The sequence below is a fragment of the Curtobacterium sp. MCLR17_051 genome, from assembly GCF_003234395.1.
GTDB classification, from domain to species: domain Bacteria; phylum Actinomycetota; class Actinomycetes; order Actinomycetales; family Microbacteriaceae; genus Curtobacterium; species Curtobacterium flaccumfaciens.
Map to the genome: position 1 here is coordinate 19296 of NZ_QKTA01000003.1, position 26080 is coordinate 45375.

27 protein-coding genes and 2 tRNA genes are annotated in these 26080 nt (G+C 71.7%); 24 read left to right on the top strand and 5 right to left on the bottom strand.

What is annotated here, in order from left to right; translation table 11 throughout:
- The first annotated feature begins 37 nt into the window (after positions 1 to 37).
- Positions 38 to 1351 (top strand): glycosyltransferase family 2 protein, encoded by a 1314-nt coding sequence (locus DEJ06_RS04385; protein WP_181436866.1) that lies wholly within the window; start codon positions 38 to 40, stop codon positions 1349 to 1351.
- Positions 1352 to 1495: 144 nt separating this feature from the next.
- On the opposite strand, the gene DEJ06_RS04390 is transcribed toward DEJ06_RS04385, so the two are convergent.
- A complete protein-coding gene (locus DEJ06_RS04390; RefSeq protein ID WP_071405684.1) occupies positions 1496 to 2824 on the bottom strand; it encodes a glycosyltransferase in 1329 nt (442 codons plus the stop codon).
- Positions 2825 to 3118: 294 nt separating this feature from the next.
- Between DEJ06_RS04390 and DEJ06_RS04395 the strand changes: the two genes are divergently transcribed.
- The 6 genes from DEJ06_RS04395 (at position 3119) to DEJ06_RS04420 (ending at position 8627) form a co-directional block, all read left to right on the top strand.
- Positions 3119 to 4402, top strand: coding sequence for an ABC transporter substrate-binding protein (locus DEJ06_RS04395; RefSeq protein ID WP_111038537.1), 1284 nt, complete (start codon positions 3119 to 3121; stop codon positions 4400 to 4402).
- Positions 4403 to 4506: 104 nt separating this feature from the next.
- Entirely contained in the window at positions 4507 to 5532 is a 1026-nt protein-coding gene (locus DEJ06_RS04400) for a carbohydrate ABC transporter permease (RefSeq protein WP_111038538.1), read from the top strand.
- A gap of 65 nt (positions 5533 to 5597) precedes the next feature.
- Positions 5598 to 6440 carry a carbohydrate ABC transporter permease gene (locus tag DEJ06_RS04405; protein ID WP_241660376.1) on the top strand — a complete coding sequence of 281 codons (843 nt, stop codon included), beginning with the start codon at positions 5598 to 5600 and terminating at the stop codon, positions 6438 to 6440.
- A 5-nt stretch (positions 6441 to 6445) separates the two neighbouring features.
- A complete protein-coding gene (locus DEJ06_RS04410; protein ID WP_111033418.1) occupies positions 6446 to 6943 on the top strand; it encodes a hypothetical protein in 498 nt (165 codons plus the stop codon).
- 21 nt (positions 6944 to 6964) lie between these two features.
- The gene (locus tag DEJ06_RS04415; RefSeq protein WP_111038539.1) at positions 6965 to 7981 is read left to right on the top strand and encodes a LacI family DNA-binding transcriptional regulator; all 1017 of its coding nucleotides are present in this window, start codon (positions 6965 to 6967) and stop codon (positions 7979 to 7981) included.
- Between the two features lie 10 nt (positions 7982 to 7991).
- Positions 7992 to 8627 (top strand): MBL fold metallo-hydrolase, encoded by a 636-nt coding sequence (locus DEJ06_RS04420; RefSeq protein ID WP_111038540.1) that lies wholly within the window; start codon positions 7992 to 7994, stop codon positions 8625 to 8627.
- A gap of 115 nt (positions 8628 to 8742) precedes the next feature.
- Here DEJ06_RS04420 and DEJ06_RS04425 read toward each other — a convergent pair whose 3' ends face one another.
- The gene (locus tag DEJ06_RS04425) at positions 8743 to 9495 is read right to left on the bottom strand and encodes a DUF72 domain-containing protein (RefSeq protein ID WP_375537728.1); all 753 of its coding nucleotides are present in this window, start codon (positions 9493 to 9495) and stop codon (positions 8743 to 8745) included.
- A 256-nt stretch (positions 9496 to 9751) separates the two neighbouring features.
- Between DEJ06_RS04425 and DEJ06_RS04430 the strand changes: the two genes are divergently transcribed.
- The 5 genes from DEJ06_RS04430 to DEJ06_RS04450 all read left to right on the top strand — a co-directional run bounded on the left by DEJ06_RS04430 (position 9752) and on the right by DEJ06_RS04450 (position 11477).
- Positions 9752 to 9827 (top strand) — tRNA-Glu (locus DEJ06_RS04430).
- Between the two features lie 33 nt (positions 9828 to 9860).
- A tRNA-Glu gene (locus DEJ06_RS04435) sits at positions 9861 to 9936 on the top strand.
- A gap of 106 nt (positions 9937 to 10042) precedes the next feature.
- On the top strand, positions 10043 to 10489 hold the full coding sequence (locus DEJ06_RS04440; protein ID WP_111038542.1) for a CrcB family protein: 447 nt from the start codon (positions 10043 to 10045) through the stop codon (positions 10487 to 10489).
- Positions 10486 to 10875 (top strand): fluoride efflux transporter CrcB, encoded by a 390-nt coding sequence (gene crcB / locus DEJ06_RS04445; protein WP_111033413.1) that lies wholly within the window; start codon positions 10486 to 10488, stop codon positions 10873 to 10875. Before DEJ06_RS04440 ends, crcB begins: the two co-directional genes overlap by 4 nt.
- The gene (locus DEJ06_RS04450; protein ID WP_027465908.1) at positions 10872 to 11477 is read left to right on the top strand and encodes a histidine phosphatase family protein; all 606 of its coding nucleotides are present in this window, start codon (positions 10872 to 10874) and stop codon (positions 11475 to 11477) included. The genes crcB and DEJ06_RS04450 overlap by 4 nt, the downstream gene beginning before the upstream one ends.
- 236 nt (positions 11478 to 11713) lie before the next feature.
- Here DEJ06_RS04450 and DEJ06_RS04455 read toward each other — a convergent pair whose 3' ends face one another.
- Positions 11714 to 12781, bottom strand: a complete 1068-nt coding sequence (locus DEJ06_RS04455) for an FUSC family protein (protein ID WP_128780091.1) — start codon at positions 12779 to 12781, stop codon at positions 11714 to 11716.
- Between the two features lie 202 nt (positions 12782 to 12983).
- Here DEJ06_RS04455 and leuC point away from each other — a divergent pair, with 202 nt between their 5' ends.
- From leuC to DEJ06_RS04485, 6 genes are all read left to right on the top strand, one after another.
- Complete coding sequence (leuC, locus tag DEJ06_RS04460) at positions 12984 to 14441, top strand: 3-isopropylmalate dehydratase large subunit (RefSeq protein ID WP_111029137.1); 1458 nt, start codon at positions 12984 to 12986, stop codon at positions 14439 to 14441.
- Positions 14441 to 15037 (top strand): 3-isopropylmalate dehydratase small subunit, encoded by a 597-nt coding sequence (leuD, locus tag DEJ06_RS04465; RefSeq protein ID WP_111038544.1) that lies wholly within the window; start codon positions 14441 to 14443, stop codon positions 15035 to 15037. The genes leuC and leuD overlap by 1 nt, the downstream gene beginning before the upstream one ends.
- Positions 15037 to 16404 carry a UDP-N-acetylglucosamine 1-carboxyvinyltransferase gene (gene murA, locus DEJ06_RS04470; protein ID WP_111023958.1) on the top strand — a complete coding sequence of 456 codons (1368 nt, stop codon included), beginning with the start codon at positions 15037 to 15039 and terminating at the stop codon, positions 16402 to 16404. Before leuD ends, murA begins: the two co-directional genes overlap by 1 nt.
- Before the next feature lie 80 nt (positions 16405 to 16484).
- Positions 16485 to 17234, top strand: coding sequence for a 1-acyl-sn-glycerol-3-phosphate acyltransferase (locus DEJ06_RS04475; protein WP_071405671.1), 750 nt, complete (start codon positions 16485 to 16487; stop codon positions 17232 to 17234).
- Between the two features lie 79 nt (positions 17235 to 17313).
- On the top strand, positions 17314 to 18327 hold the full coding sequence (locus tag DEJ06_RS04480; protein ID WP_031259730.1) for an NAD(P)H-dependent glycerol-3-phosphate dehydrogenase: 1014 nt from the start codon (positions 17314 to 17316) through the stop codon (positions 18325 to 18327).
- A 59-nt stretch (positions 18328 to 18386) separates the two neighbouring features.
- Entirely contained in the window at positions 18387 to 19469 is a 1083-nt protein-coding gene (locus DEJ06_RS04485; RefSeq protein ID WP_111038546.1) for a D-alanine--D-alanine ligase family protein, read from the top strand.
- A gap of 9 nt (positions 19470 to 19478) precedes the next feature.
- Here the strand turns inward: DEJ06_RS04485 and DEJ06_RS04490 are convergent, their stop codons facing one another.
- Positions 19479 to 19964, bottom strand: a complete 486-nt coding sequence (locus tag DEJ06_RS04490; protein ID WP_111023961.1) for a DUF3515 family protein — start codon at positions 19962 to 19964, stop codon at positions 19479 to 19481.
- A 24-nt stretch (positions 19965 to 19988) separates the two neighbouring features.
- Here DEJ06_RS04490 and thiL point away from each other — a divergent pair, with 24 nt between their 5' ends.
- Entirely contained in the window at positions 19989 to 20984 is a 996-nt protein-coding gene (gene thiL, locus DEJ06_RS04495; protein ID WP_111038547.1) for a thiamine-phosphate kinase, read from the top strand.
- Between the two features lie 18 nt (positions 20985 to 21002).
- Here the strand turns inward: thiL and DEJ06_RS04500 are convergent, their stop codons facing one another.
- Positions 21003 to 21563, bottom strand: coding sequence for an RsmD family RNA methyltransferase (locus DEJ06_RS04500; RefSeq protein ID WP_111038630.1), 561 nt, complete (start codon positions 21561 to 21563; stop codon positions 21003 to 21005).
- A gap of 97 nt (positions 21564 to 21660) precedes the next feature.
- Here DEJ06_RS04500 and DEJ06_RS04505 point away from each other — a divergent pair, with 97 nt between their 5' ends.
- The 5 genes from DEJ06_RS04505 to rnc all read left to right on the top strand — a co-directional run bounded on the left by DEJ06_RS04505 (position 21661) and on the right by rnc (position 26077).
- Entirely contained in the window at positions 21661 to 23889 is a 2229-nt protein-coding gene (locus DEJ06_RS04505) for an ATP-dependent DNA helicase RecG (RefSeq protein WP_111038548.1), read from the top strand.
- 38 nt (positions 23890 to 23927) lie between these two features.
- On the top strand, positions 23928 to 24413 hold the full coding sequence (gene coaD, locus DEJ06_RS04510) for a pantetheine-phosphate adenylyltransferase (RefSeq protein WP_111029143.1): 486 nt from the start codon (positions 23928 to 23930) through the stop codon (positions 24411 to 24413).
- A 93-nt stretch (positions 24414 to 24506) separates the two neighbouring features.
- Positions 24507 to 25079 (top strand): DUF177 domain-containing protein, encoded by a 573-nt coding sequence (locus DEJ06_RS04515; protein WP_071405664.1) that lies wholly within the window; start codon positions 24507 to 24509, stop codon positions 25077 to 25079.
- A gap of 55 nt (positions 25080 to 25134) precedes the next feature.
- Positions 25135 to 25338: a 50S ribosomal protein L32 gene (gene rpmF, locus DEJ06_RS04520; RefSeq protein WP_017888273.1), complete on the top strand. Its 204-nt coding sequence runs from the start codon at positions 25135 to 25137 to the stop codon at positions 25336 to 25338.
- Positions 25339 to 25351: 13 nt separating this feature from the next.
- Positions 25352 to 26077, top strand: a complete 726-nt coding sequence (gene rnc / locus DEJ06_RS04525; protein WP_173034235.1) for a ribonuclease III — start codon at positions 25352 to 25354, stop codon at positions 26075 to 26077.
- Positions 26078 to 26080: the final 3 nt, after the last annotated feature.

The following is a 26080-nucleotide window of genomic DNA, read 5'->3' on the forward strand; positions in this document are numbered from 1 at the left end:
CGTTGACCCCGCAGCAGACCCACCGGAGCATCGGACCATGACCGACCAGCAGGCCACCACCACCCGCGTGCTCACGCTCACGCCCGCGATGCCGTCCCCGGACGTGCCCGCCTGGGCCGGCGCGGCCTGGGTCGGCGCCGTCGACCGACAGGAGGCGCTCGCCGCGTCCGCCGTCGAACTCGCCGGCGCCACCGGCTTCCGCCGCGCCCGCCTGCTCGTCCGTGACGGACGCGAGATCGCCGGGTTCGTCGACGTCAGCGTCGACGCGGACGGCGGCGTGGACCCGGCCGAGCTGGGACCGGCCCTCCGCGCGCTGCGCACCACGGGCCTCCCGGCCGGCCCAGCGGGGACGCCGGTCGGGCGCATCTCCGTCGTCATCGGCACCCGCGACCGGCCGGACGACCTGCGCCGCTGCGTGCGCTCGGTGCTCGCGTCCGAGCACGACGACTTCGAGGTCCTGGTCGTCGACAACGCGCCCGCCACCACCGCCACCCGCGACGTGGTCACGTCGCTCGCGGACCCGCGGCTGCGGTACGTCCTGGAGGCCCGGCCCGGCGTCTCGCGCGCACGGAACGCCGGACTCGCCCTCGCGTCCGGGGCCGTGGTCGCCTTCGTCGACGACGACGTGGTCGTCGACCGGCACTGGCTCGCAGCGCTCGCCGACGCGTACGCCCGCGACGCGGACGTCGTCTGCGTGACCGGCCTCGTGCCCAGCGGCGAACTCCGGACCCCCACGCAGCGGTACTTCGACGAGCGCGTCACCTGGGCGCGCAACACCGACCGCCGGGTGTTCCGCACGTCGGCGCCGCCGGCCGACCTGCCGCTGTTCCCGTTCTCCGTCGGCGCGTTCGGCACCGGGGCCAACATGTCGCTCCGCCGCTCGGCCGCGCTCGCCCTGGGCGGGTTCGACGTCGCACTCGGCCCGGGCACCCTGGCCCGCGCCGGCGAGGATCCCGACCTGTTCACCCGGGTGCTGTTCTCCGGCGGCGCGCTCGCCGTGGAGCCCTCGGCCGTCGTCTGGCACAAGCACCGGCCGGACCGTGCGGCGCTGCGCTCGCAGGCGCTCGGCTACGGCACCGGCCTCGGCGCGTGGGTCGCGAAGCTCATGCTGCGACCGCGCACCGTACTGGCCGTGCTCCGTCGGGCGGTCGGGGCGCTGCGGCAGCTCGGCGCGCTCGGACAGGGCACCGGCGCCGACGCCGACCAGGTGTCCGCCGCGGTGGACGCCGTGGGCGGGTGGCCGGTCGACGACGCGTTCCGCGAGGCGACGGCCGGCCTCAAGCGCGTCGAGCTCGTGGCGGCGCTCGGTGGCCCGTGGCGGTACGTCGTCGGGCGGTCGCGGCGCGGGTGACCGCGGCGCGGGCGACCGCGCTCCGCGTGTGCGGTGCACACGGCAGACACCGCGTGCACGGCACGCACCGGACGGACGGGAGGCCCGTGGCGACGCTGCCACGGGCCTCCCGTCCGTCCGGTGCGGACGTCTCCTGCACGCCGCCTACGGGCGGAAGCGGCCCTCCTCGACCTCGCGCCAGAACCGACGGCTGCGGAAGTACGCCGCCGGACCCGCCGGGAAGCCGCGGAACTCGTGGTACGCCAGCGAGCGCGGGATCCGGGTCGTGGAGGCCTCGGTGATGCTCTCGGCCGCGGCGTCACGCCGGCCGGCCAGCCGTGACACCAGCTGCTTCAGCTTGATCTTGCCGGCGCGGGGCATCAGCCGCGCGAGCACGAGCGCGTGCCGGCGGTCCTTCGCGATGAGCTCGCACATCAGCGCCGTGAACCCGACGCCGTTCGAGTGGAGCTGCCCGTGCAGCCCGGCGAGGTCCTGCCGGTGCCGGTGGTGCACGACCGCACGGGGTTCGAAGCCGATCCGGCCACCGCTCCACAGGATGTCGATGAAGATCGCCAGGTCCTCGCCACCGCGGGCGGGCACACCGGCACCGAGCACGGGGTCGAACCCGCCGACGGCGTCGAACGCCGACCGTCGGACCGCCCAGTTCGCGCCGGCGCCGTAGCCGCCGATGCCGTAGACGGCGAAGTGCTTCTGCACCGAGCCGTCGGGTCGGACGGCCCGGGCCTGCGCGTGCCGCATGACCCCGGGGACGTCGTCCGGCACGATCGTCACGGGCTGGAAGGTGCGCTCGCCGCTGAAGCCGCCGTAGTACGCCTCGTACCAGATCTGCGCGGGGGTCTCGAGCTCGACGGGCAGGATCATCCCGGTGACCGCGGCGACCTCGGGCTCGCGGACGAAGCGCGTGCCGATGGACCGGAGCCACTGTGCGTCCACCCGGACGTCGTCGTCGGTGAACGCGATGATCTCGCCGTGCGCTGCGGCGACCCCGGCGTTCCGACCGGCGGAGCAGCCCGGACGGCGTTCGGTGACCAGCCGGACGTCGCGGCCCTCGAGCAGTCCGGGCAGGGCGTCGACCTCGGGCAGCTTCACGCGGTTGTCGACGAGGATGACCTCGTACCGCGGGTAGTCGAGGTGCTCGAGGAAGTCGAGCAGCTTCCGGATGTCCTCGACCCGGGTGACGATGGTCGACACGACGATCGAGATGAGCGGGAGCTCGAGGTCGGGGATCGGGGTCTCCGTCGCACCGGAGGTCCGTGCGAGGCCGTCGACCAGGGGCGCCATCGCGCGGGCGGCGTCGGCCGGGTCCGCGGTGAGCAGCACGTCGAGCGTGGTGACGGGGAAGCCGTCGCGGTAGCCGACGACGAGCGCGGAGGAACCCGACTCGTCGGCGACCAGGCGCGGCAGCGGAGCGTCGAGGTCGACGCTGACGACCCGACGGGGGCCGGGCACGGTGACGGAGGAGTGCAGGGTCATGCTCGGGACGCTACGACCGCCCGCGGCGTCCGGACAACGGACCGGACCAGCAGTGGCGGGGTTCGTGCGGGGTTCCGCAGTGCGGTGCGTGTGCCCCGGACGAGGGTGAGCGCTCACCCAGGAAGCCACGGGAACCTCATGGGTCACGCTCAGGTCACGGAACCGATGCAACCGGTTGCGCTCCCGCCGGACCGGGCGTAGCTTCCTCCACCAGCAGGCAGCGGCGCCTGCTCCAGGGCAGTGTCGTCGAACCCGATCGATGCCCCCTGGTGATCTCAATGAGGAGACAACGCTGTGAAGACAACACGCTCCAGGGTGCGGTTCGCATCCGTTGCCGGGGTCGCCGTCATCGGCCTCGTGCTCACCGGCTGCTCGAGCGGGAGCTCCGGCGCCGGATCGGACGACGCCAAGAGCGGCCAGGACAGCCGCGGCCCCATCACCTACGTGCAGGGCAAGGACAACTCGAACGTCGTCCGCCCGCTCATCGCGAAGTGGAACAAGGCCCACCCGGACGAGAAGGTCACCTTCAAGGAACAGTCCGACCAGGCCGACCAGCAGCACGACGACCTCGTGCAGCACTTCCAGGCGAAGGACGAGAACTACGACGTCGTCGACGTGGACGTCGTCTGGACCGCCGAGTTCGCCGCGAAGAGCTGGCTGACGCCGCTGACCGGCGACATGGAGATCGACACCTCGAAGCTCCTGCCGTCGACGGTGAAGACCGCGACCTACAACGACACCCTCTACGCCGCCCCGCAGACCTCGGACGGCGCGCTGCTCTACTACCGCAAGGACCTCGTCAAGACGCCCCCGACGACGTGGGACGAGATGATGGACGACTGCAAGATCGCGAAGGACGCCGGCATCGGCTGCTACGCGGGGCAGTTCGCGAAGTACGAGGGCCTGACGGTGAACGCCTCCGAGGCGATCAACGGCTCCGGCGGTTCGGTGCTCAGCAGTGACGGTGCGCCCGACGTCGACACCGACAAGGCGAAGGCCGGCCTGCAGAACCTGGTGGACGCGTTCGAGGACGGGAACATCCCGGCCGAGGCGATCACCTACCAGGAGGAGCAGGGCCGCACCGCGTTCGAAGCCGGCAAGCTCCTGTTCCTGCGGAACTGGCCGTACGTGTACAGCCTCGCCAAGACCGACGGCTCGTCGAAGGTCAAGGACACCTTCGGCATCGCGCCGATCCCCGGTGCCGACGGCGTCGGTGCCTCCACGCTCGGCGGACACAACGCCGCGATCAGCGTGTACTCGAAGCACAAGGCCACGGCGCACGACTTCCTCGAGTTCCTGACCTCGGACGAGACGCAGAAGTTCTTCGCGACCCAGGGCTCGCTCGCCCCGGTCGTCGGTGACCTGTACACCGACCCCGAGCTGACGAAGCAGCTGCCCTACCTGCCGACGCTCCTGAAGTCGATCGAGTCGGCCGAGCCGCGCCCGGTCACGCCGTTCTACCCAGCGGTCACGAAGGCGATCCAGGACAACACCTACGCGGCGCTCAAGGGATCGAAGTCGGTCGACGAAGCCATGAAGGACATGCAGGACGCCCTCAAGTCGGCGACCAGCAGCTAGCGGCGCACGCCGCTTGATGGACGGGAGGCCCGTGGCGGGTCCGCCACGGGCCTCCCGTCCGCCCCCTACTTGCGTTCCGACACCCCCGGCAAGGAGGCCGACACGTGTCAGCAGCAACCGAGATCCCCGCAGCCATCCCCAACCCGACGGGCACGGAACCGAAGCGCCGACGGCGCAAGGGCGGACTCAACGCCGAGCACGGCCGCTGGGCCGTGTACCTCATCGGCCCGACGACCGTGCTCCTGGCGATCGTCATCGGGTACCCCGTGGTCAGCGCGGTCATCCAGTCGTTCCAGCTCGACCAGGGCCTCGACAAGGCCACGCAGCTGTTCGTGGAAGGCGGTTTCGCCGGCATCACGAACTACGCGCACTGGCTCGGCCAGCAGTGCGGCAACGTCACCTGCCCGCCCGGCAGCCTCGGCTCCCAGTTCTGGGTGTCGATGGGCAACACGTTCTTCTTCACGGTCGTCACCGTGGCGTTCGAGACGGCCATCGGCGTGTGGATGGCGATCATCATGAACCGCAACTTCAAGGGCCGCGCGCTCGTCCGTGCCGCGATCCTGGTGCCGTGGGCGATCCCGACCGCCGTCACCGCGAAGCTCTGGTACTTCATCTTCGACGCGAACGGCGTCCTGAACCACGTCCTCGGGCAGCAGATCCTGTGGACGAGCGGCGAGTGGGCGTCCCGGTGGGCGGTCATCATCGCCGACACCTGGAAGACCACGCCGTTCATGGCGCTCCTCATCCTGGCGGGCCTGCAGCTCATCCCGGAGGAGGTCTACGAGGCCGGCAAGATGGACGGCGCCTCGACCTTCCAGCGCTTCGTGCTCATCACCCTGCCGCTGATCAAGCCCGCGCTGATGGTCGCGATCCTGTTCCGCGTGCTTGACGCGCTCCGCATGTACGACCTGCCCGCGATCCTCACCGGCGGTGGCGGTGGTTCCGGCAACGCCACCACGACCCTGTCGATCCTGGTCGTCGAACAGATCCGGCAGGGCTTCAACTCCGCGTCGGCCCTGTCGACCATCACCTTCCTGGTGATCTTCATCGTGGCGTTCGTCTTCGTCCGGTTCCTCGGCGCCAACGTCGTGCAGACGCAGGCCGCCCAGCAGAAGGGTGAACTCAAGTGACCCTCGCAGCAGACCGCCCGCGGTCCTCGGCCGCAGCACGCGACCGCGCCGTCGACCGCACCGAGGTGCGCGTGCGCCGCGACACCGGGCCGCGCATCCGCACAGCCGTGCAGGCGATCGTCATCGCCGTGTGGTGCCTCCTGCCGTTCTACTGGATGGTGGTGACGAGCTTCCGCGACGTCGGGTTCACGTTCGACGCCACCCCGTGGCCGACGCACGTCACGCTCGACAACTACGCGACGGCGTTCTCCACGTCGCTCGGCAACCACCTCGGTCGGGCGCTCGCGAACAGCCTGCTCATCGGTGGGGTCGTGACGATCATCGCCCTGCTCGTCGGCACCACGGCGGCGTACGCGCTCGCCCGGCTCGAGTTCCGCGGCAAGTCACTCATCGCCGGCGCGATCCTGGCCGCGTCGATGTTCCCCGGCGTCGCCCTCATCTCGCCGCTGTTCCAGCTGTTCACCGACATCGGGTGGATGGGGTCGTACCAGGCGCTCATCCTGCCGAGCATCTCGTTCGTGCTGCCGCTGACCGTGTACACACTCGCGTCGTTCTTCCGCGAGATGCCGTGGGACCTCGAAGAGGCAGCCCGCATCGACGGGTGCACCCGGGTGCAGGCGTTCCGGCGGATCATCCTGCCGCTCGCGGCGCCCGCGGTGTTCACCACGGCGATCCTGGCGTTCATCTCGAGCTGGAACGAGTACCTCATCTCGTCGCAGCTGTCGAGCGACGCGACCCAGCCGGTGACCGTGGCGATCGCCTCGTTCGCCGGGTCGCAGCCGCACCAGGAGCCCTACACGGCGGTGATGGCCGCCGGCACGATCGTCACGATCCCGCTGGTCATCCTCGTGCTGATCTTCCAGCGGCGCATCGTGGCGGGGCTCACCGCCGGCGGCGTGAAGGGCTGACGACCATGGCCCAGCGCGGACCCACCCGTCCCACCGCCCACATCGAGGAGTCGATCGGCTTCGTCGGGATGTTCGGCGTCCTGTTCCTCGGCGTCACGGTGTTCTGCGAGCTCACCGGGCGACCGGCGCTCGGCTGGGCGCTCACCCTGCTCGTGTGCGTGCTCGGCGTCGTCGCCCTGGACCGGTGGCGGGTCGCCGTCCTCCGCCGGACCGCACCGCAGGACGGCACGGGTGCGTCCGTGCCCCGGGGCGTCGGTGCTGCGCCCGCGGTCGCCCCGGTGCACACGTCGGTCACCGACCCCACCGGTCGCCGACCCCGACCCGGCGCGGACGGACGGGTGCACCAGCACGCCGGCTGGGACGAGGTCGCACCGGCTGCACGACGGCCGGCGCGCCCCGCACGGGTCCCGCAACGCCGGGCGGACCGCGGTGTGCCCGCGGTGGCGGCCCGACGGGGTGGACCCGACGCACCGGCGGACGTGACGCACGGCACGGACGGCTGACGGGCCTCCCGGGTCGCACCGATGGGGATCCAGGAGATCGCGACCGTCACGGGGCTGTCGAAGTCCACGGTGTCGCGGGCACTCCGCGGCATGTCGAACGTGGCCGACACCACGATCGAGCAGGTGCAGCGGGTCGCCGACGAACTCGGGTACGTCCCGAGCTCGGCGGCGGCCGGCCTCGCCACCGGGCGTCAGCGCGCCGTCGGGGTGGTCGTGCCCGTCATCGACCGCTGGTTCTACGTGAAGGCGCTCGGCGGTGTCGACGCGGAGCTCCGCCAGGCCGGGTACGACCTGGTCCTCTACAACCTCGGCGGCCCGGGCGGCGACCGTGACCGGGCGTTCCGGCGCTCGATGCTGCGGCACCGCGTCGACGGCCTCGTCCTGCTCTCCCTGGTGCTCGACGCCACCGAACGGGCCGAGCTCGAACTCAGCCGGCACCCCATGGTCGTCATCGGCGGCCCGGCACCGGGCCTGCGGAACGTGGGCGTCGACGACCGCGAGGTCACCCGGATCGCGGTCGAGCACCTGCACGGCCTCGGCCACCGGCGCATCGCCTACGTCGGCGGGCAGGACGAGGCCGGCATGAACGTCGCCGTGCCGCACCTGCGACGGGACGGGTTCCTCGACGCCGTGCGGTCGTCGGGACAGGCCGTGCCGGAACGGTGGTCGCTCGACGGCCGGTTCTCGTTCGCCGGCGGGACCGCCGCCGGGGCCGTGCTGTTCGCCGAGCCGGCGTCGGAGCGACCGACGGCGGTGCTCTGCGCCTCGGACGAGATGGCCCTCGGTGTCCTGCTCGCCGCACGCCGAGTCGGACTCGCGGTCCCGGAGGACGTGTCCGTGATGGGGATCGACGGCCACGAGTACGGCTCGACCGTCGGACTCACCACGGTCGCGCAGGACCCGGTGGCCCAGGGACGCACCGCTGCACGGGCGGTGCTCGCCGAGGTCGACGGCGGTGTCGCCGGCCCGATCGCGGCGGCCCCAGCGCACCTGGTCGTCCGCGCGACCACGGGACCCCGCCCGCAGGGTCCCGCGTAGGGTCGCCCGCATGGAGGTCACCAAACTCGAACACGCCTGCCAGGTCATCACCGAGGGGGACGCCCGCCTGGTCCTCGACCCGGGGAACTTCACCCGACCGGTCGACGCGACCGGGGTCGTCGCCGTCGTCGTCACACACGAGCACCCGGACCACGTCACCGCCGAGCAGGTCCGGCGCATCCTCGACGCCAACCCCCGTGCGGTCGTCATCGGACCGGAGGGCGTCCGCGCGGCGCTCGCCGAGGCGGGTGTCACGGTGGACGTCGTCACGGACGGTGACCACCGGACGGTCGGCCCGTTCATGCTCACCTTCCACGGCACGCGGCACCAGCTGATCCACTCCTCGGTGCCGATCGTCGACAACACCGGCGTGCTCGTGAACGGCCGGCTGTTCCACCCGGGCGACTCCTACACGGACCCGGGCGTCCCGGTCGAGGTCCTCGCTGCACCCGTCGGGGCGCCGTGGCTCAAGGTCGCCGAGATGATGGACTACGTCGCCGCGATCGCGCCGTCCCGGGCGTACCCGATCCACGAGGCCACCCTGTCCGAGGTCGGCCTCGGCATGCACACGGGCCGGCTCCGCGAGGCCGTCGAGCCCGCCGGGTCGCTCGTCGTGCTGCATCCGGGGGAGTCGCTGACGCTCTAGGGCTGCGCTGCGCTGCGCGGCCTGGAGGCCCGTGGCGGCGCCGCCACGCGCCTCCTGTCCGTCACCGAGTGAGCAGAACGCGACGGGTCGCGTCCACGCACCCGGCTTCTGCTGCTCACCGGTCGGGCGCCCGCCGACGCAGTCGCGCCGCGACCAGGCGGTCGAGCGTCAGGGCGTCCCACGGAGCGTGCCGCTCGGCGTCGTTGTCGAAGTACACGTAGACGTCCCGGCCGGCCTCGGCGTGCTCGAGGACCGTCGTCACCCACCCGCCGAGCGCCTGGGGCGAGTACCCGTCGTGGTAGGTCCGGGGCGCGCCGTGCAACCGGAGGTACGCGAGTGGTGCCCCGGTGTCCGCCCGGAAGCGGGGGAAGTCGCCGGCGTGCGAGTCGACCAGGGCGACGCGGTGCCGGCGGAGCACGTCGAGGTGCTCGTCGTCGAAGCCGGCTGCCCGGACCTCGAGCGCGTGGTGGATCGACCACGCCGGTTCCTCGGGCACCACGAGACCGTCCGGTTCGCCGGGGACCTTGTCGTCGTGGTGGCGTGCGAGCTCAGCGGCGGCACCGTGCGTCCGGGGGAGCAGCCCGAGGAACGCGTCGAGCACCTCCGGCGACGGCAGCAGGCGCTCGGGCAGCTGCCAGAGCACGGGCCCGAGGGTGTCCCCGAGCTCCAGCGGACCCGAGGCGAAGAAGTTCGCCAGCGCGGTCTCGACGTTCCGGAGCCGCAGCATGTGCGTGACGTATCGGCCGCCCTTGACCGCGAACCGGAACGGCTGCCCGCCCGAGGCCGCACGCCACGCCCGGTAGCGCGCCGGGCGCTGCAGCGAGTAGAAGGATCCGTTCAGCTCCACCGTCGGGAACCGCGACGCCACGTGCTCGAGCCACCGCCGCTTCGCGAGGCCGTCGGGGTAGAAGTCCCCACGCCAGCCGTCGTACTGCCACCCGGACAGGCCGATCCGCACCGTGGCCGACGGGCAGCCGCTCACGTGTCTGGCCCGGGCGATCGCGTCGTGGTCGGCCGTCATCGATCCACCGTATGCCTGCTCCGACATGGCGGCACACCCGGGCGACACGCCCCGTTTTGGTGCGGATGCGAGCCTTGTGCAATACTTGTCGAGTTGTCGGAACGGCCCCATCGTATAGCGGCCTAGTACGCTGCCCTCTCACGGCGGTAACGCGGGTTCGAATCCCGCTGGGGTCACCACAGGTGACATGCTCCGAGTCCGACAACAGCCGCGGCCCCATCGTATAGCGGCCTAGTACGCTGCCCTCTCACGGCGGTAACGCGGGTTCGAATCCCGCTGGGGTCACCAGCACGCAAACCCCCGTCCAGCTCCGGCTCGGCGGGGGTTTCGTCGTCTCGGCTAGCCTGGATCGTCCCCGTCACCCGGGGAACGATCGCCTCGCGACGGGAGCACGATGCACGCCGAACGCCCACCGCACCTGCGCTGGAGGCTCGTCGCCCTGGTCGCCCTCGGCGGCGCGATCGGGACGGCCGTCCGCGCACTCCTCGCCACGGCGTTCCCCGCGCACGACGGGATCAGCTGGACCATCCTCGGGATCAACGTCGTCGGGGCGTTCTGCCTCGGGTTCCTGCTCGACGCGCTCGCACGCCGCGGCCCCGACATCGGTCGTCCTCGCGCGGTCCGGCTGTTCGTCGGCACCGGCGTCCTCGGCGGCTTCACGACCTACAGCACGCTGGCGGACGACACCGCGCAGTTGCTCGACCTCGGGCGCTGGACGGCGGGCACCGGGTACGCGCTGCTGTCGGTCGTGCTCGGACTCGTCGCGGTCGTCCTCGGTCTGTGGGTCGCCGCGGCCACCCGGCCCCGCACGCGCCCCGAACCCCGAGAGGACGCCCGATGAGCCCGGTCGAACTGGTCCTGGTCGCCGTCGGCGGGGGAGCCGGCGCCGCGCTGCGCTTCGTGCTCGACGGGCTCGTCAAGGGCCGCGTCGCCGGTTCCCGGTTCGCCGGGTTCCCGGTCGGGACCCTGCTCATCAACGTGTCCGGATCGCTCGTGCTCGGGGTCCTGACGGGCCTCGGGCAGGCCGGCACCATCCCCGCCTCGACGGTCGCTGTGCTCGGGACGGGCATGATGGGTGGGTACACGACGTTCTCGACGGCGAGCGTCGAGACCGTACAGCTCCTCCGATCCGGCAAGACCCGGCTCGCCGTCCTGAACGGCCTCGGGATGCTCGTCGTCTCGGTCGGCGCAGCTGCGCTCGGCCTCTGGATCGGAAGGAACTCATGACCTCGGAACGCCCCGGCGAACTCGTCCTCGTCCGTCACGGAGAGACGGAGTGGTCGAAGAGCGGGCAGCACACCGGCCGCACCGACATCCCGCTCACCGACAACGGTGTCGAGCAGGCGAAGCGCGCGGGCCGGTACCTCGGGGACCGGTCGTTCGCGCTGGCGCTGTCGAGCCCGCTGCAGCGCGCCCGCGACACCGCGCACCTGATCGGCGTCGAGCCGGAGCTCGACGAGGACCTGTACGAGTGGGACTACGGCGCGTACGAGGGCCTCACCACCCCGCAGATCAAGGTGCTGCGCCACGGTCCGTGGGACCTCTGGACCGACGGGGTCCCCGCTGGCGACACCCCCGGTGAGAACGCCGCCGAGGTCCGGGTCCGCGTCGAGCGCATCCTGAACCGTGCCCGTCCGGTGCTCGCCGAGGGCCACGATGCGGTGTTCATCGCCCACGGCCACGTGCTGCGGGCGCTCGGTGCCGCGTGGATCCGGCTCGCGCCGCAGGACGGCGCCGTGCTGAAGCTCGGCACCGCCTCGGTCAGCATCCTCGGCTACGAGCACGGCCGCCCCGTCATCGACGCCTGGAACATCCAGCCGCGCGACTGACGCGCTGGTGGGGAGGGCGGGCTCGCGAAAGCGACAGATCCCCGCGGTTGTCCCGCAGCGATCTGTCGCTTTCGCAGGACGCAGTGGTCGCGTCCGCCGTCCGCGCACGTTGCTTCCCCTGTCACGCGCGATGGCAGGCGGAATCGGGCATTCCTGGTCGGAAGGAACGACCAGGTACGCCCGGTTCGGCCAGGTACGCCCGGGTCGACCAGGTACGCCCGGTTCGACCAGGCGCGTCAGACGGTCCGGATCGCGCTCGTCGCACCCAGGGCACGGCCACGCCGGCGCTCGATCGCACGCCCGACGAGCAGCAGCCCCACGCTGACCACGGCACCGAGCACGGTCTGCGCGATCCGGTCGAGCGCCAGCAGCTGCGGCGCCTCGGGCAGGCTCAGCCACGACACCGCCAGGGCGAGCGGGGTGAGGAACAGCAGGCACACGGCGTAGTTCCGGGCGACGAAGATCTCGGCGAAGAACTGCCCGACGACGGCCAGCACGACGATCCACCACGCCGACGGCTCGAGCAGCAGGATGCCGACCGCGATGACGGTGCCGCCGATCGTGCCGACCACACGCTGCCCGGCGCGGACGACGGTGTGCCGCTGGCGGATCGCCGGCAGGGTCGAGACCACCGCGATGACCGCCCAGTACGGGTGCCCGAGCCCGGGGATCGACTCCGCGACGGCCCCGGCGACGAGTGACCCGACGACGTTGAGCGCGACGGTCTCCCACAGCGCCGGTGTCCGCAGGACCGCGAGCGACCGGTGCTTGCGGTCGGCCAGCGGGCGGAACCGGTGCGGGGCGTGCGGGTGGAGCACCCGACGGAGCACCGCACCGGACATCGCGACGAGCCAAGCCCAGACCACCGAGCAGACGATGATCGTCGTGACGAGCGGGACGTCCGCCGGGCGCATCGGCACGAGTGCGGACACGACGAACGCGAACACCGGGAAGATCGGCTGCGCGGGGATCGCCCGGAGCGTGGAGAGGGTGCAGACCGCGACCACCAGGACGACGACGAGGCCCACGGCCTGCAGCCAGAGCGGCGACCCGACGAGCCCGACCCCGATGCCGGCGAACATGCAGAGCGCCTGCAGCGCACCCGCGACGCCGGTCGTGACGGCACGCTGCCGGTAGGGCTCGGTCGCACCGAAGATGGCGGTGAACCCGGCGAACATGGCGAAGGCGGCGTACCCCGGCATGCCGAGGGCGATGAGCAGCGCGAGCGGTGCGCCACCGGCGATCGCGGCACGTGCCGCGCCCTCGAGGTTGATGGTCCGGGTCGAGTGCGCAGGTGTCGTCATGTCGTCACCATCTTCCCACCGCGACGGGTGTCGGGGAGTCGCCACGGGCCTCCAGGCCGTGCCGTCACGGGGTGACGGGCGTGCGACGGCGGGGTGACGGACCCGTGGCGGGCGGGGTGCCGCGCGTTGGTATACCAATGGTAGAGTCGCCTGATCGCGCCGCGGTCGCGGCGCAACGACGAGGACGAGGAGGGCTGAGCTCATGGGAAAGACGCTCGCCGAGAAGGTGTGGGACGACCACGTCGTGGTCAAGGGCGAGGACGGCAACCCCGACCTCCTCTACATCGACCTCCACCTCGTGCACGAGGTGACGAGTCCGCAGGCGTTCGACGGTCTGCGGCAGGCCGGGCGACCGGTGCGGCGCCTCGACCTGACGATCGCGACCGAAGACCACAACACCCCGACGCTCGCCATCGACCGCCCGATCGCGGACCCGACGAGCCGGATCCAGATCGAGACCCTCCGTCGCAACTGCGAGGAGTTCGGCGTCCGGCTGCACTCCCTGGGCGACAAGGAGCAGGGCATCGTCCACGTGGTCGGCCCGCAGCTCGGCCTGACCATGCCCGGCATCACCGTGGTCTGCGGCGACTCGCACACCAGCACCCACGGGGCCTTCGGCGCGATGGCGTTCGGCATCGGCACGTCCGAGGTCGAGCACGTCCTCGCCACGCAGACCCTGCCGCTCAAGCCGTTCAAGACGATGGCGATCACGGTCGAGGGCACGCTGCGTCCGGGGGTGACGGCGAAGGACATCATCCTGGCCGTCATCGCGAAGATCGGCACCGGCGGAGGCCAGGGCTACGTGCTCGAGTACCGCGGCTCCGCGATCCGCGCCCTCTCGATGGAGGGCCGTATGACGATCTGCAACATGTCGATCGAGGCCGGTGCCCGCGCCGGCATGGTCGCCCCCGACCAGACCACCTACGACTACGTGCAGGGCCGCGACCACGCGCCCACCGGCCAGGACTGGGACGACGCCGTCGCGTACTGGGAGACCCTCGCCACCGACGACGACGCCGTGTTCGACGCCGAGGTGTTCATCGACGCGGACGAGCTCGAGCCCTTCGTCACCTGGGGCACGAACCCCGGCCAGGGCGTCTCGCTGTCCGAGAGCGTGCCGGACCCGGCCGCCTACAGCGACCCCAACGACCAGGCCGCCGCACGCCGCGCCCTGGAGTACATGGACATCACCGCCGGTACCCCGATGAAGGACATCGCCGTCGACGCGGTGTTCATGGGCTCCTGCACGAACTCGCGCATCGAGGACCTGCGGGCCTTCGCGTCGATCATCAAGGGCCGGCAGAAGGCGCCGGGTGTTCGGGTCATGGTGGTTCCGGGCTCCGCGCGCGTCCGGCTCGAGGCCGAGGCTGAGGGGCTCGACGTCGTCATGAAGGAGTTCGGCGCCGAGTGGCGGTTCGCCGGCTGCTCGATGTGCCTCGGCATGAACCCGGACCAGCTGGCTCCGGGGGAGCGCTGCGCGAGCACCTCGAACCGCAACTTCGAGGGCCGCCAGGGCAAGGGCGGCCGCACACACCTGGTGTCGCCGCTCGTCGCCGCGGCCACCGCGGTGCGCGGCACGCTGTCCAGCCCGTGGGACCTGGAGACCGACGACGAGATCGCGGCGGCGACGTCCGCCACCGCCACCGAGGGGACCTTCTGATGGACAAGATCACCACCGTCACCGGCATCGCCGCGCCGCTCAAGCGGTCCAACGTCGACACCGACCAGATCATCCCCGCGGTCTACCTGAAGCGCGTGACGAAGACCGGCTTCGAGGACGCCCTGTTCTCCGGATGGCGTCAGGACCCCGACTTCGTCCTGAACCAGGAGCGCTACCAGGGCGCCCGCGTCCTGATCGCCGGCCCCGACTTCGGCACCGGGTCGTCCCGCGAGCACGCCGTCTGGGCGCTCCGTGACTTCGGCTTCTCGGTCGTGATCTCGCCCCGGTTCGCGGACATCTTCCGGGGCAACGCCGGCAAGCAGGGCCTGGTCACCGCGATCGTGACCGAACCGGAGGTCGAGCGGCTGTGGGCCGTCATCGAGGCGAACCCGGGCATCGAAGCGACGGTCGACCTCGAGACGCAGCGCGTGTCGCTGGGGGATGTGGACGTCCCCTTCGAGATCGACGCTTACACTCGTTGGCGGTTGATGGAAGGGCTCGACGACATCGGGCTCACCCTCCGTGACGAGACCTCGATCACGGAGTTCGAATCCCGCCGCTCCAGTTGGCGGCCGAAGACATTGCCGGTGAAGTAGTGAACTCTCTCGTACAGGACGCAGCGGCCGCAGGGGCGCGCGTGGGCCTCAAGTCGGACGAGATCGTCATCCGCGGGGGCAAGCCGCTCGTGGGGCGCATCGAGGTCCGTGGGGCGAAGAACCTCGCGACCAAGGCCATGGTGGCGTCGCTGCTCGGTGACACCCCGTCGATCCTCCGTGACGTGCCGGACATCTCCGACGTCAAGGTGGTCCGCGGGCTGCTCGAGGTGCACGGCGTGCGCATCACCGATCCTGCACGAGGCGAACTCATCCTCGACCCGTCGCGGGTCGAGTCGGCGCACTTCGCCGAGATCGACGCGCACGCCGGTTCGAGCCGCATCCCGATCCTGTTCTGCGGTCCGCTGCTGCACAAGCTCGGCGAGGCGTTCATCCCCGACCTCGGCGGCTGCCGCATCGGTGACCGCCCGATCGACTTCCACCTTGACGCCCTCCGCGCCATGGGCGCGGTCGTCGACAAGCAGGTCAACGGCATCCACCTGACGGCCCCGGACGGCCTGAAGGGCGCCTCGATCGAGCTGCCGTACCCGAGCGTCGGCGCCACCGAGCAGGTCCTGCTCTCGGCGACCCTCGCCAAGGGCGTCACGGAGCTGCGGAACGCCGCGATCGAGCCCGAGATCATGGACCTCATCGCGATCCTGCAGAAGATGGGCGCCATCGTCTCGGTCGAGCCGAACCGCGTCATCTTCATCGAGGGCGTCGAGTCGCTCCGCGGCTACACGCACCGCGCGATCAACGACCGCAACGAGGCCGCGAGCTGGGCCTCCGCCGCGCTCGCCACCAACGGCGACATCTTCGTCGAGGGCGCGAACCAGCAGGAGCTCATGACGTTCCTCAACGTCTTCCGCAAGGTCGGCGGCGGGTTCGACATCCAGGAGGACGGCATCCGGTTCTACCGCGAGCTGGACACCCTGAAGCCCGTCGTCATCGAGACCGACGTGCACCCCGGCTTCATGACGGACTGGCAGCAGCCGCTCATCGTCGCGCTGACCCAGGCCGACGGCCAGAGCATCGTGCACGAGACCGTCTACGAGAACCGCTTCGGCTTCACCGACGCCCTGAACGAGATGGGTGCCGACATCGTCGTGCACAAGGAGGGGCTGCCGGGCCACGACCGCCGTGTCGCCCGCCGCCCGTTCGAGCAGGCCGCCGTCATCACCGGTCCGACGAAGCTGCACGCCGCGAACGTCCGCGTCCCCGACCTGCGCGGCGGGTTCAGCCACCTCATCGCGGCGCTGACCGCCGACGGCGAGTCGCACATCACCAACGTCGGCATCATCAGCCGCGGCTACGAGCACTTCATCCCGAAGCTGCGCAAGCTCGGCGCCGACTTCGACTTCGCTGGGTAGGCACAGTGCCGGTAGAAGGAAAAGGCGACGGTCTGGAGGCCCGTGGCGGCTCCGACGCGCAGGTCACGACCGGCCTCCCCGTGCGTGGGCGCCGGTGGCGCCGCGGTGAGCTGAACACCGCGTTCCGGATCGTCGCCTCGATCGTCATCCCGACGTTCCGGTTCTCGGCGCGCTACCACTGGCACGGCCCGAACCGTCTGCCGGCCGAGGGCGCGTTCGTGCTCGCACCGAACCACTTCACGAACATCGACCCCCTGGTCGTGGGCACCGCCGTGTACATCTCGAAGCGGGCGCCGCGGTTCCTCGCGAAGGCGTCGCTGTTCAAGGTCCCCGTGGTCGGCAAGCTCATGTCCGGCATGGGCCAGATCCCGGTCGAGCGCTCCGGCCGGACGCGCCTGAGCGACCCCCTCGGTGGCGGCCGGTCCCTGGTCGAGCAGGGCGGTGCGATCATCGTCTACCCCGAGGGCACGCTCACCCGCGACCCCGACCTGTGGCCGATGCGCGGCAAGACGGGTGCGGTGCGGATCGCGCTCGAGAACGACGTGCCGCTCATCCCGATGGCCCACTGGGGCACGCAGAACATCATGGCCAGGTACGGCAAGAAGCTCCGGCTGTTCCCGCCGTCCCGCGTCGACGTCATCATCGGTGACCCGGTCGACCTGTCGGCGTACCGCGGTCGGCAGATCGACCAGCAGATGCTCGGCGAGGCCACCGAACTCGTCATGCGCGAGATCACCGCGCTGCTCGAGGTGCTCCGTGGCGAACGGGCACCCGCGACCCGCTGGGACCCGGCGGCGAACAACCAGAAGGAGACCGGCCGGTTTGAGTGACCTCCGACCCCACGACGACCGACCCGACCCCGCCGCCGCGGCTCCGGGGGCCTTCGACACCGCCGCGATCCGGGTGGTCATGCAGTCGACCGACAAGCCCCGCGTGGCCGTGATCGGTGCCGGCAGCTGGGGCACCACGTTCGCGAAGGTGCTGGCCGAGGGCGGTGCCTCCACCGTGGTGTGGGCACGACGCCCCGAGGTCGCCCGCGAGATCACCGAGACCAAGCGCAACTCGGACTACCTGCCCGGCATCAACCTGCCCCGCACCCTGACCGCCTCGACGTCGCTCGAGCGCGTGCTCGACGGCGCCTCGCAGGTGTACGTCTCGGTGCCCTCGCAGACCCTGCGCTCCAACCTCGCCGCGATCCGCGAGCTGCTGCCCGCCGACGTGCCGGTCGTCAGCCTCATGAAGGGCGTCGAGAAGAGCACGGGTCTGCGGATGAGCGAGGTCCTGCTGCAGGGCCTCGGCATCGACCAGGACCGCATCGCCGTGGCCAGCGGCCCGAACCTGGCGCTCGAGATCGCCCGTCGGCAGCCGACCGCCGCCGTGGTGTCGTCGTCGTCGCTGGAGACCGCCACCGACGTCGCCGCCGTCGCGACGAACCCGTACTTCCGGTCGTTCATCAACACCGACGTCATCGGCACCGAGTTCGGCGGCGTGCTGAAGAACCTCATCGCCGTCGCGATCGGCATCGTCGACGGGGTCGGCTACGGCGAGAACACCAAGGCCTCGATCATCACGCGCGGCCTCGCCGAGATGACCGACTTCGCGGTGTCGCTCGGCGCGCAGTCGTCCACGCTGTCCGGGCTCGCGGGCCTCGGCGACCTCATCGCCACGTGCCAGTCGCCGCTGTCGCGGAACAACACCGCCGGGCGGTTGCTCGGCCAGGGCTACCGGTTCGACGAGGTCGTCCGCCAGATGAACCAGACGGCGGAGGGGCTGGCCTCGGTCGCCCCGATCCTCGAGCTGGCCGCGGCGAACGGCGTCGACATGCCCATCGTCAGCCAGGTCGGCGAGGTCCTCGCCGGTAGGCTCGATCCGCGCAACATCGCGCCGCACCTCACCGAGACCGACGAGCCGCAGGGCGAGTGACCGGTCCCGCACCGAGTCACGAAGGGACTCCCGTGCCCACGATCCCCGAGGGAACCCCCATGCCCAGGACCACCGTCGCCGTGCTCTTCGGCGGTCGCTCGAGCGAGCACGAGATCAGCTGCGTGACCGCCGGCGGCATCATGGACGTCGTCGACCGGGCCGAGTACGACCTCGTGCCGATCGGGATCACCCAGGACGGTGCCTTCACGCTGCAGTCGGACGACCCGGCGCAGTGGACCATCCGCGACGGCGCGCTGCCGACCGTTCCCGACAACGGCACGCGGATCGCGTTCCCGACCTCGCCGGCCACCAACGAACTCGTCGTGTCCCACCCCGACGGCACCGTCACCGCGATCCCGGTCGACGTGGTGTTCCCGATCCTGCACGGTCCCTTCGGCGAGGACGGCACGATCCAGGGCCTGCTCGAGATCGCCGGGCTGCCGTACGTCGGCGACGGCGTGCTCGCGAGCGCCCTGGCGATGGACAAGCACGTCGCGAAGGCCGTGCTCGAGCACGCTGGGCTCCGCGTCGCACCGTGGACCACGGTGCTCCGCCGGCAGTGGGCGGCCGACCCCGTGGACGTCGCCGAGACGATCGCCGCCCACGGCTGGCCGCTGTTCGTCAAGCCGGCCCGCGCCGGGTCGAGCATGGGCGTCTCGCGCGTCGACGAGCCCTCGCAGCTGGGTGCCGCCGTGGACCTGGCGTTCGAGCACGACTCCAAGGTGATCGTCGAGCCCCGTGTGATCGGCCGCGAGGTCGAGGTCGCCGTGCTCGAGGGCCGTGACGGTGTGCCGCGCACGAGCCTGCCGGGCGAGATCGTGGTGGCCGAGGACGGCTTCTACGACTTCGCGTCGAAGTACCTGGGCGGCGACGAGTCGCTGCTCTGCCCGGCACCGCTGACCGACGACGAGACCGACGAGATCCGCTCCATCGGTGCCCGCGCGTTCGAGGCCATCGGTGGTTCGGGGCTCGCCCGTGTCGACTGCTTCCTGACCGATGACGGCTTCGTCGTGAACGAGGTCAACACGATGCCGGGCTTCACCCCGCTGTCGATGTACCCGCGCTGCTGGGCGGCGTCGGGAGTGTCCTACGGCGAGCTGATCACGGAGCTGATCGAGCTGGGTCGCGCCGCCGTCCGCTGACCGGTTCGGTCAGCCCTGCACGTCGGCGGGGTCGAGGCACTCGTGTCCGTCCTTGGGCAGTGACGACACCGCGTCGGACAGCTCCTGCACGACCGATGACGTGGTCTTCGTCGAGTCGACCACGACCTGCACGGCCGGTGACCGACCGAACGTCGTGTAGACGACCTGGTCGCCGCGGTCGTCGCGGATCCAGTCGACGCCGCCCTGCGAGAAGCACGGCAGGTCGGACACGGTGGGGACGGCGACACCGCAGTGGTAGATCGCCACCTCGGGGTCGCCCCAGGCCGCCGTGGCCTGCGCGTTCGTGTTCCGCAGGTCGAACTTCGAGTCCACGGTCGCGGGCAGTCGGACCTGCACGGCCGCGCATGCCGCTGCGTTCGCCGACGGGGCGGCGGACATCGACACGGCGTTCGTGCACCCGGTCAGCCCGGCGGCGAGGGTGATCACGGCCCCCACGATCGCGAGGGTCCGAGGGGTGCGGCGCGCGGTGTCCATCGCCGTCCAGGCTACCGTTCTCGTGTGGATGCGACGGACGACGCCTGGGCCGGACCGACGGTGGGGGAGCTCGGCGAACTCGTCGTCCTCGACCGGATCACGAGCCGTCTGCCCGCGGGCACGCCGATCCTCGGCCCCGGTGACGACTGCGCCGTCGTCGCCGCTCCGGACGGCCGCTTCGTCGTGACGACGGACATGATGGTGCACGGTCCGGACTTCCGGTGGGCGTGGTCGTCGCCGACGGACATCGGCTGGAAGGCGGCCGCCACGAACCTCTCCGACGTCGCCGCGATGGGTGCCGTGCCGAGCGGCCTCGTGATCGCCCTCGCCGCACCGCAGGACACCCCCGTGGCCGTCCTCGAGGGCATCGCCGACGGCTTCCGGCTCGCCGTCGACACGCTCGCGCCGGGGTGCGGGGTCGTCGGGGGAGACCTCTCCACCTCGGCGACGTTCACGGTGGCCGTCACCGCCTTCGGCGACCTGCTGGGCCGCGCGCCCGTGCTCCGGTCGGGCGCGAGCGTCGGTGACGTGCTCGCGGTGTCCGGCGAGCTCGGACGTGCCGCCCGTGGGCTGTCCCGGCTGTTCCGCGAGGGCGTCGACGGCCGGGGTGAGCCGGACCGTGCCGCGACGGTCGCGAGCGGTGCGGACGACGACCCCGACGTCGGCCGCCAGCGCCGCCCGGTGCCCCCGATCGCCGACGGGCCGCTCGCGGCTGAGGCCGGCGCCACCGCGATGCTCGACCTGTCCGACGGCCTGGCGATCGACGCCGGTCGGCTCGCCCGTGCCAGCCGGGTGACGCTCGAACTCGATGCCGCCGCCGACCTCGACGAGGTCGCGCTGCACGGCGGCGAAGACCACGGACTGCTCGCCACGTTCCCGGCAGGCGCGGCTCTGCCCGGGGGCTTCCGGCGCATCGGTGCCGTGCTGGAGCGTGGTGACGCGGACCTGGTCCGTGCCGGGTCGCCGGTGCCGACGACCGGCTGGGACCCCTACGCCGACTGGGACGGTGCCGCCGGCTGACCGGGCTGACCGGCTGCCTCAGCCGGAGGCGACGGCCTCCCACGCGACGGTCTCGCCGTAGCTGCGCTTGCTGAACGGCGCGAGCCCCGCCGGCCAGGTGGGCTCGGGGGAGCGCTTGCTCCGCTCGACCACGACGACGGCATCCGGCGTCAGCTTCGGCGCCAGGGCCTCGAGCACCTCGGCGAGCTCGTGCTCCGTGACGTCGTAGGGCGGGTCGATGAACACCAGGTCGAAGGTGCGGACGGTCCCGCGCAGGTACCCGAGCACCGGTTGCGGCTGCACGTCGATCCGGACGCCCGGCACCCGCTGCTGCACGGCCTTCGCGTTCGCCCGGCAGGCCTGCGCGGCGGCGGACGCCCGGTCGACCAGGACGACCTCGGCCGCACCGCGGGACGCCGCCTCGAGCCCGAGCGCGCCCGTTCCCGCGTACAGGTCGGCCACCGACGTGGCCTCGACGAGCCCCCGTGCCTCGAGCGACGAGAACAGCGCCTCGCGCACGCGGTCGCTCGTCGGGCGGGTGCCGGACTTCGGCACCCGGAGCGTCAGGGAGCCGGCGGCGCCGGCGATGATGCGGGTCATGCAGCCACCGTAGCGGCCCGACGGGTCCGGTCCGGTGTTCTCCACAGGCCGCTCGGGAGGCGCGGGTGGGGTCGGTCGTGCCCGGTACCGTTGGAGCGTGGTCACCTCCGGAACCCCCGCTGCGCCGGCCGCGCCCGACCTCGGTCCGGCGCCGCTCGACGCGCGGCTCGCGAACGTGCTCGGCGGTCGGACGGCGACCGCGATCGAGAAGGCCTTCGGCTACCGCACGGTGGGGGAGTTCCTCGAGCACGCGCCCCGCCGCTACGCCGAGCGTGGTGCACTGACGGCCCTCGACTCGCTCGCGATCGGCGAACCGGTCACCATCGTGGCCGAGGTGGTCGACGTCCGTGAACGCACCATGCGCGCGCGCCGCGGCTCGATCCTCGAAGCGAAGATCGGCGACGGCAAGGGCCTGCTCACCCTCACGTTCTTCAACCAGGGGTGGCGCACGAAGGACCTCGTCCCCGGCGCCCGGGGCATCTTCTCCGGCAAGGTCAGCGACTACCGGGGTGCCCGGCAGCTCGCCCACCCGGACTACGAGCTGTTCGACCCCGACGACCCCCGCGCCACGGCGGAGCCCGGCTCCGACGAAGCGATCCGGTGGTCGCGCCAGCCGATCCCGATCTACCCGGCGACGGCCTCGCTCACCTCGTGGCAGATCGCGAAGTCCATCGGGATCGTCCTCGACACCCTGCCGGACCTGCCCGACCCGGTGCCGGCGTCCGCGCGGTCCCGGCTCGACCTCGTGCCGTTCCGCCGTGCCCTCGAGCTGCTGCACCGCCCCGAGAAGGTCGCGGACTTCAAGCGCGCGCAGGACGCCCTGCGCTACCGCGAGGCGTTCGTGCTGCAGACCGCCCTGGTGCAGCGTCGGATCGCGGCCCGTCGCACCGCGGCGACCCCGCGCGTGGCCACCCCCGGTGGCATCCTCGAGCGCTTCGACGCCACCCTGCCCTTCACGTTGACGGACGACCAGCGGGCCGTCGGTGCCGACATCGACCAGGACCTCGCCCGCACCTGGCCCATGCACCGGCTGATCCAGGGCGAGGTCGGTTCGGGCAAGACCCTCGTGGCGATCCGGGCGATGCTCACGGTGGCCGAGTCCGGCGGCCAGTCCGCGCTCATCGCCCCGACCGAGGTGCTGGCGGCCCAGCACCTGCGCTCCATCGTGAAGTTCCTCGGGCCGGACCTGGCCGCCGAGCTCCGACCGGTGATCCTGACCGGGTCGCAGTCCACCGACGAACGGCGCCGTGCCCTGCTCGCCGCCGCGTCGGGCAGCTCACGGCTGGTCGTCGGCACCCACGCGCTCCTGGGCGACCGGGTGGACTTCGCCGAGCTGGGGCTCGTGGTGGTCGACGAGCAGCACCGCTTCGGCGTCGAGCAGCGCGAGGCCCTCCGCACCAAGGGCACGACCCCGCCGCACGTGCTCGTGCTCACGGCCACGCCGATCCCGCGCACCGTCGCCATGACGGTGTTCGGCGACCTCGACGTCTCGACCATCACGGGCATGCCGTCGGGGCGCGCCGGCGTCGAGACCTTCACGGTCCCGCTGGCGGAGCACCCCGGGTGGGAACCCCGGATCTGGTCCCGCATGGCCGAAGAACTGGCCAAGGGTCGCCAGGCGTTCGTCGTCTGCCCGGCCATCGACGACGCCCACACCGAGGACGACGGCGAGCCGGAGCCGGTCGAGGGCGAGGACGACGCCCCGAAGCGTGCCCCGGCGACCGTGCTCGCCACCGCCGAACGGATGCGCACCATGCCCGTGCTCGAAGGGCGCTCGATCGCGGTCCTGCACGGCCGGATGACCGCCGACGAGAAGGACCGCGTGATGACCTCCTTCGCCGCCGGCGACCTCGACGTGGTCGTGGCGACGACCGTGATCGAGGTCGGCGTCGACGTCCCGAACGCGGCGATGATGGCCGTCCTCGACGCTGACCGGTTCGGTGTCTCGCAGCTCCACCAGCTCCGCGGCCGCATCGGCCGTGGGCAGTGGGCCGGTGTCTGCCTGCTGGTCACCTCCGCCGAGCTCGAGACGACCTCGCGCGAGCGCGTCGACGCCGTGGCCGCCTCGGACGACGGGTTCGAGCTCGCCCGGGTCGACCTCGAGCTCCGGCGCGAGGGCGACGTCCTGGGCGAACGGCAGTCCGGTGGGCGGTCCTCGCTCAACCTGCTCCGGGTGGTCGAGCACGCCGACCTCATCGTCGACGCGCGGGAAGAAGCGGAGCGCGTGCTCGAACCCGATCCCGAGCTCGAGGGGTCCCCGGCCCTCCGCGACGCCCTCGCCCGGCGTCTCGACGAGTCCGACGCGGCGTTCCTCGGCAAGAACTGACCCGGGGGCACAGCGTCGCGGGCGGTATCGTCGCTGCCATGGCGCAGATCGCGGTGGTCCCCGGTTCCTTCGACCCCGTCACCCTCGGGCACCTCGACGTCATCGGCCGCGCGGCCGGGCTCTTCGACGAGGTGCACGTCCTCGTGGTGCACAACCCCGACAAGAAGCCGGCGATGTTCGAGGCCGTCGACCGGGTGCGGCTCATCAAGGACTCGCTGGTCGAGGTCGGCGCGCCTGCGACGGTCACGGTGGGCGAGTGGACGTCCGGGCTGCTGGTCGACTACTGCCGGCAGGTCGGGGCGAAGGTCCTGGTGAAGGGCGTGCGGTCCGGCGAGGACGTCGCGTACGAGACTCCGATGGCCATCATGAACCGCCACCTGGCCGACGTCGAGACGGTGTTCCTGCTGCCCGAGGCGTCGCGGGCGCACGTGTCGAGCTCGCTGATCCGCCAGGTGTCGTCCCTCGGCGGTGACGTCACGCCCTACGTGCCGAAGACGGTCGCCGACGCGCTCGCGGCCCGCTGAGCGTCCCCGGGGCGGCACCGCGTCCGGACACGCCTGTCGCCACCTCGACTCTCGGCCTGGATCGCGCTAGGCTTGTCGATCGTGTCTTCCCCCGTGAACAGCCCCTACGCCCTGCGCGTGCGCGACCTCGCGCACCGGCCGGGTGAGATGCGCGAGCACTCGCTCGACATCGAGGTGCCCGACGCGATGGGGGCCGGTCTGATCGGCGTCCGACAGGGTGCCGAACTGCACATCGACGTCAAACTCGAAGGCCTGCACGAGGGCGTCCTCGTGTCCGGACACGCTTCGGCCGACGCCACGGGGGAGTGCTCGCGCTGCCTCATCGACATCAGCGAACCGATCGAGGTCGATTTCGCCGAGCTGTTCGCGTATGATGCCTCGGAGGATTTCGACTTCTTCGTTCGCGATGACCACGTGGACACCGAACAGGTCGTTCGAGATGCGGTGGTGCTGTCGCTGCCGTTCCAGCCGGTCTGCCGACCGGACTGCCCAGGACTCGACCCGGTGACGGGCGAGCGTCTGGCCGACCTCGGCGAGCAGCCCGCTCGTCAGGTGCTGGATCCCCGCTGGGCAGCGCTCAGCGCGATCGAGCTCGACGACAGCACCGACGGTGACACCACCGCACCGAAGACCACCGAGGGCGAGGAGCGGGCCGAGACCGAGTAGGTCCCGACACCGCCAGCCCCCGTACCGACCACCGACCAACCGAAAGAGATTCACCATGGCCGTTCCCAAGCGCAAGCAGTCCCGTGCGAACACGCACGCCCGTCGTTCGCAGTGGAAGGCCACGCCGATCCAGCTCGTGAAGACGATCGAGAACGGTCAGGTCACCTACAGCCTCCCGCACCGCGCGAAGGTCGTCGAGGACTCGGCCGGCACGCCCCTGTACATGGAGTACAAGGGCCGCAAGGTCGCCGACGTCTGATCGGACCGAACGCATGACGACAACGTCCGGCGCTGCGGGGTCTCGCCCCGCGGGGCCGGACGTCGTTCGTCTGCAGGGCATCCTCGGGGCCGACATCGACCTCGAGCTGCTCCAGCTCGCCCTGACGCACCGCTCCTACGCCTACGAGCACGGGGGCATCAAGCACAACGAGCGCCTCGAGTTCCTCGGGGACTCGATCCTCGGCCAGGCCGTGACCGTGAAGCTCTACCGGTCGTTCCCCGACCTCGACGAGGGTGACCTCGCCAAGCGACGGGCGAGCCTGGTGTCGACCGTGGCGCTGGCCGAGATCGCCCGGATGATCGGGCTCGGCCGCTACCTGCGCCTCGGCAAGGGCGAGGAACAGACCGGCGGGCGCGACAAGTCGTCGATCCTGGCCGACACCGTCGAAGCCGTCATCGGCGCGACGTACCTGTCGGCCGGCCCCGACCCGGCCACCGAACTCGTGCTCCGCCTGGTCGAACCGCTCATGATCGACCCGGACCGCTTCGGCGCCGCGATGGACCCGAAGACGAGCCTGCAGGAGCTCGCCTCGAGTCGTTCGCTCGGCAACCCGGCGTACCGCGTCACCGAGACCGGCCCGGACCACGACAAGACCTTCATGGCGACGGTCGTCCTGCAGGGCGAGGACATCGCCACCGGCACCGGGTCGAGCAAGAAGGCCGCCGAGATGGCCGCCGCGCTCGACGCCTGGACCCGGCTGTCCGGCCGAGCGGCCTGACCG

Coding starts and splice junctions, on each gene's coding strand:
- rpmF (WP_017888273.1), top strand. CDS start 25,135: ATGGCCGTTCCCAAGCGCAAGCAGTCCCGTGCGAACACGCACGCCCGT.
- DEJ06_RS04420 (WP_111038540.1), top strand. CDS start 7,992: ATGGAGGTCACCAAACTCGAACACGCCTGCCAGGTCATCACCGAGGGG.
- DEJ06_RS04480 (WP_031259730.1), top strand. CDS start 17,314: ATGCAGTCGACCGACAAGCCCCGCGTGGCCGTGATCGGTGCCGGCAGC.
- DEJ06_RS04490 (WP_111023961.1), bottom strand. CDS start 19,964: ATGGACACCGCGCGCCGCACCCCTCGGACCCTCGCGATCGTGGGGGCC.
- rnc (WP_173034235.1), top strand. CDS start 25,352: ATGACGACAACGTCCGGCGCTGCGGGGTCTCGCCCCGCGGGGCCGGAC.
- DEJ06_RS04450 (WP_027465908.1), top strand. CDS start 10,872: ATGACCTCGGAACGCCCCGGCGAACTCGTCCTCGTCCGTCACGGAGAG.
- leuD (WP_111038544.1), top strand. CDS start 14,441: ATGGACAAGATCACCACCGTCACCGGCATCGCCGCGCCGCTCAAGCGG.
- DEJ06_RS04385 (WP_181436866.1), top strand. CDS start 38: ATGACCGACCAGCAGGCCACCACCACCCGCGTGCTCACGCTCACGCCC.
- DEJ06_RS04415 (WP_111038539.1), top strand. CDS start 6,965: ATGGGGATCCAGGAGATCGCGACCGTCACGGGGCTGTCGAAGTCCACG.
- DEJ06_RS04410 (WP_111033418.1), top strand. CDS start 6,446: ATGGCCCAGCGCGGACCCACCCGTCCCACCGCCCACATCGAGGAGTCG.
- coaD (WP_111029143.1), top strand. CDS start 23,928: ATGGCGCAGATCGCGGTGGTCCCCGGTTCCTTCGACCCCGTCACCCTC.
- DEJ06_RS04455 (WP_128780091.1), bottom strand. CDS start 12,781: ATGACGACACCTGCGCACTCGACCCGGACCATCAACCTCGAGGGCGCG.
- DEJ06_RS04485 (WP_111038546.1), top strand. CDS start 18,387: ATGCCCAGGACCACCGTCGCCGTGCTCTTCGGCGGTCGCTCGAGCGAG.
- DEJ06_RS04440 (WP_111038542.1), top strand. CDS start 10,043: ATGCACGCCGAACGCCCACCGCACCTGCGCTGGAGGCTCGTCGCCCTG.
- leuC (WP_111029137.1), top strand. CDS start 12,984: ATGGGAAAGACGCTCGCCGAGAAGGTGTGGGACGACCACGTCGTGGTC.
- DEJ06_RS04390 (WP_071405684.1), bottom strand. CDS start 2,824: ATGACCCTGCACTCCTCCGTCACCGTGCCCGGCCCCCGTCGGGTCGTC.
- crcB (WP_111033413.1), top strand. CDS start 10,486: ATGAGCCCGGTCGAACTGGTCCTGGTCGCCGTCGGCGGGGGAGCCGGC.
- DEJ06_RS04500 (WP_111038630.1), bottom strand. CDS start 21,563: ATGACCCGCATCATCGCCGGCGCCGCCGGCTCCCTGACGCTCCGGGTG.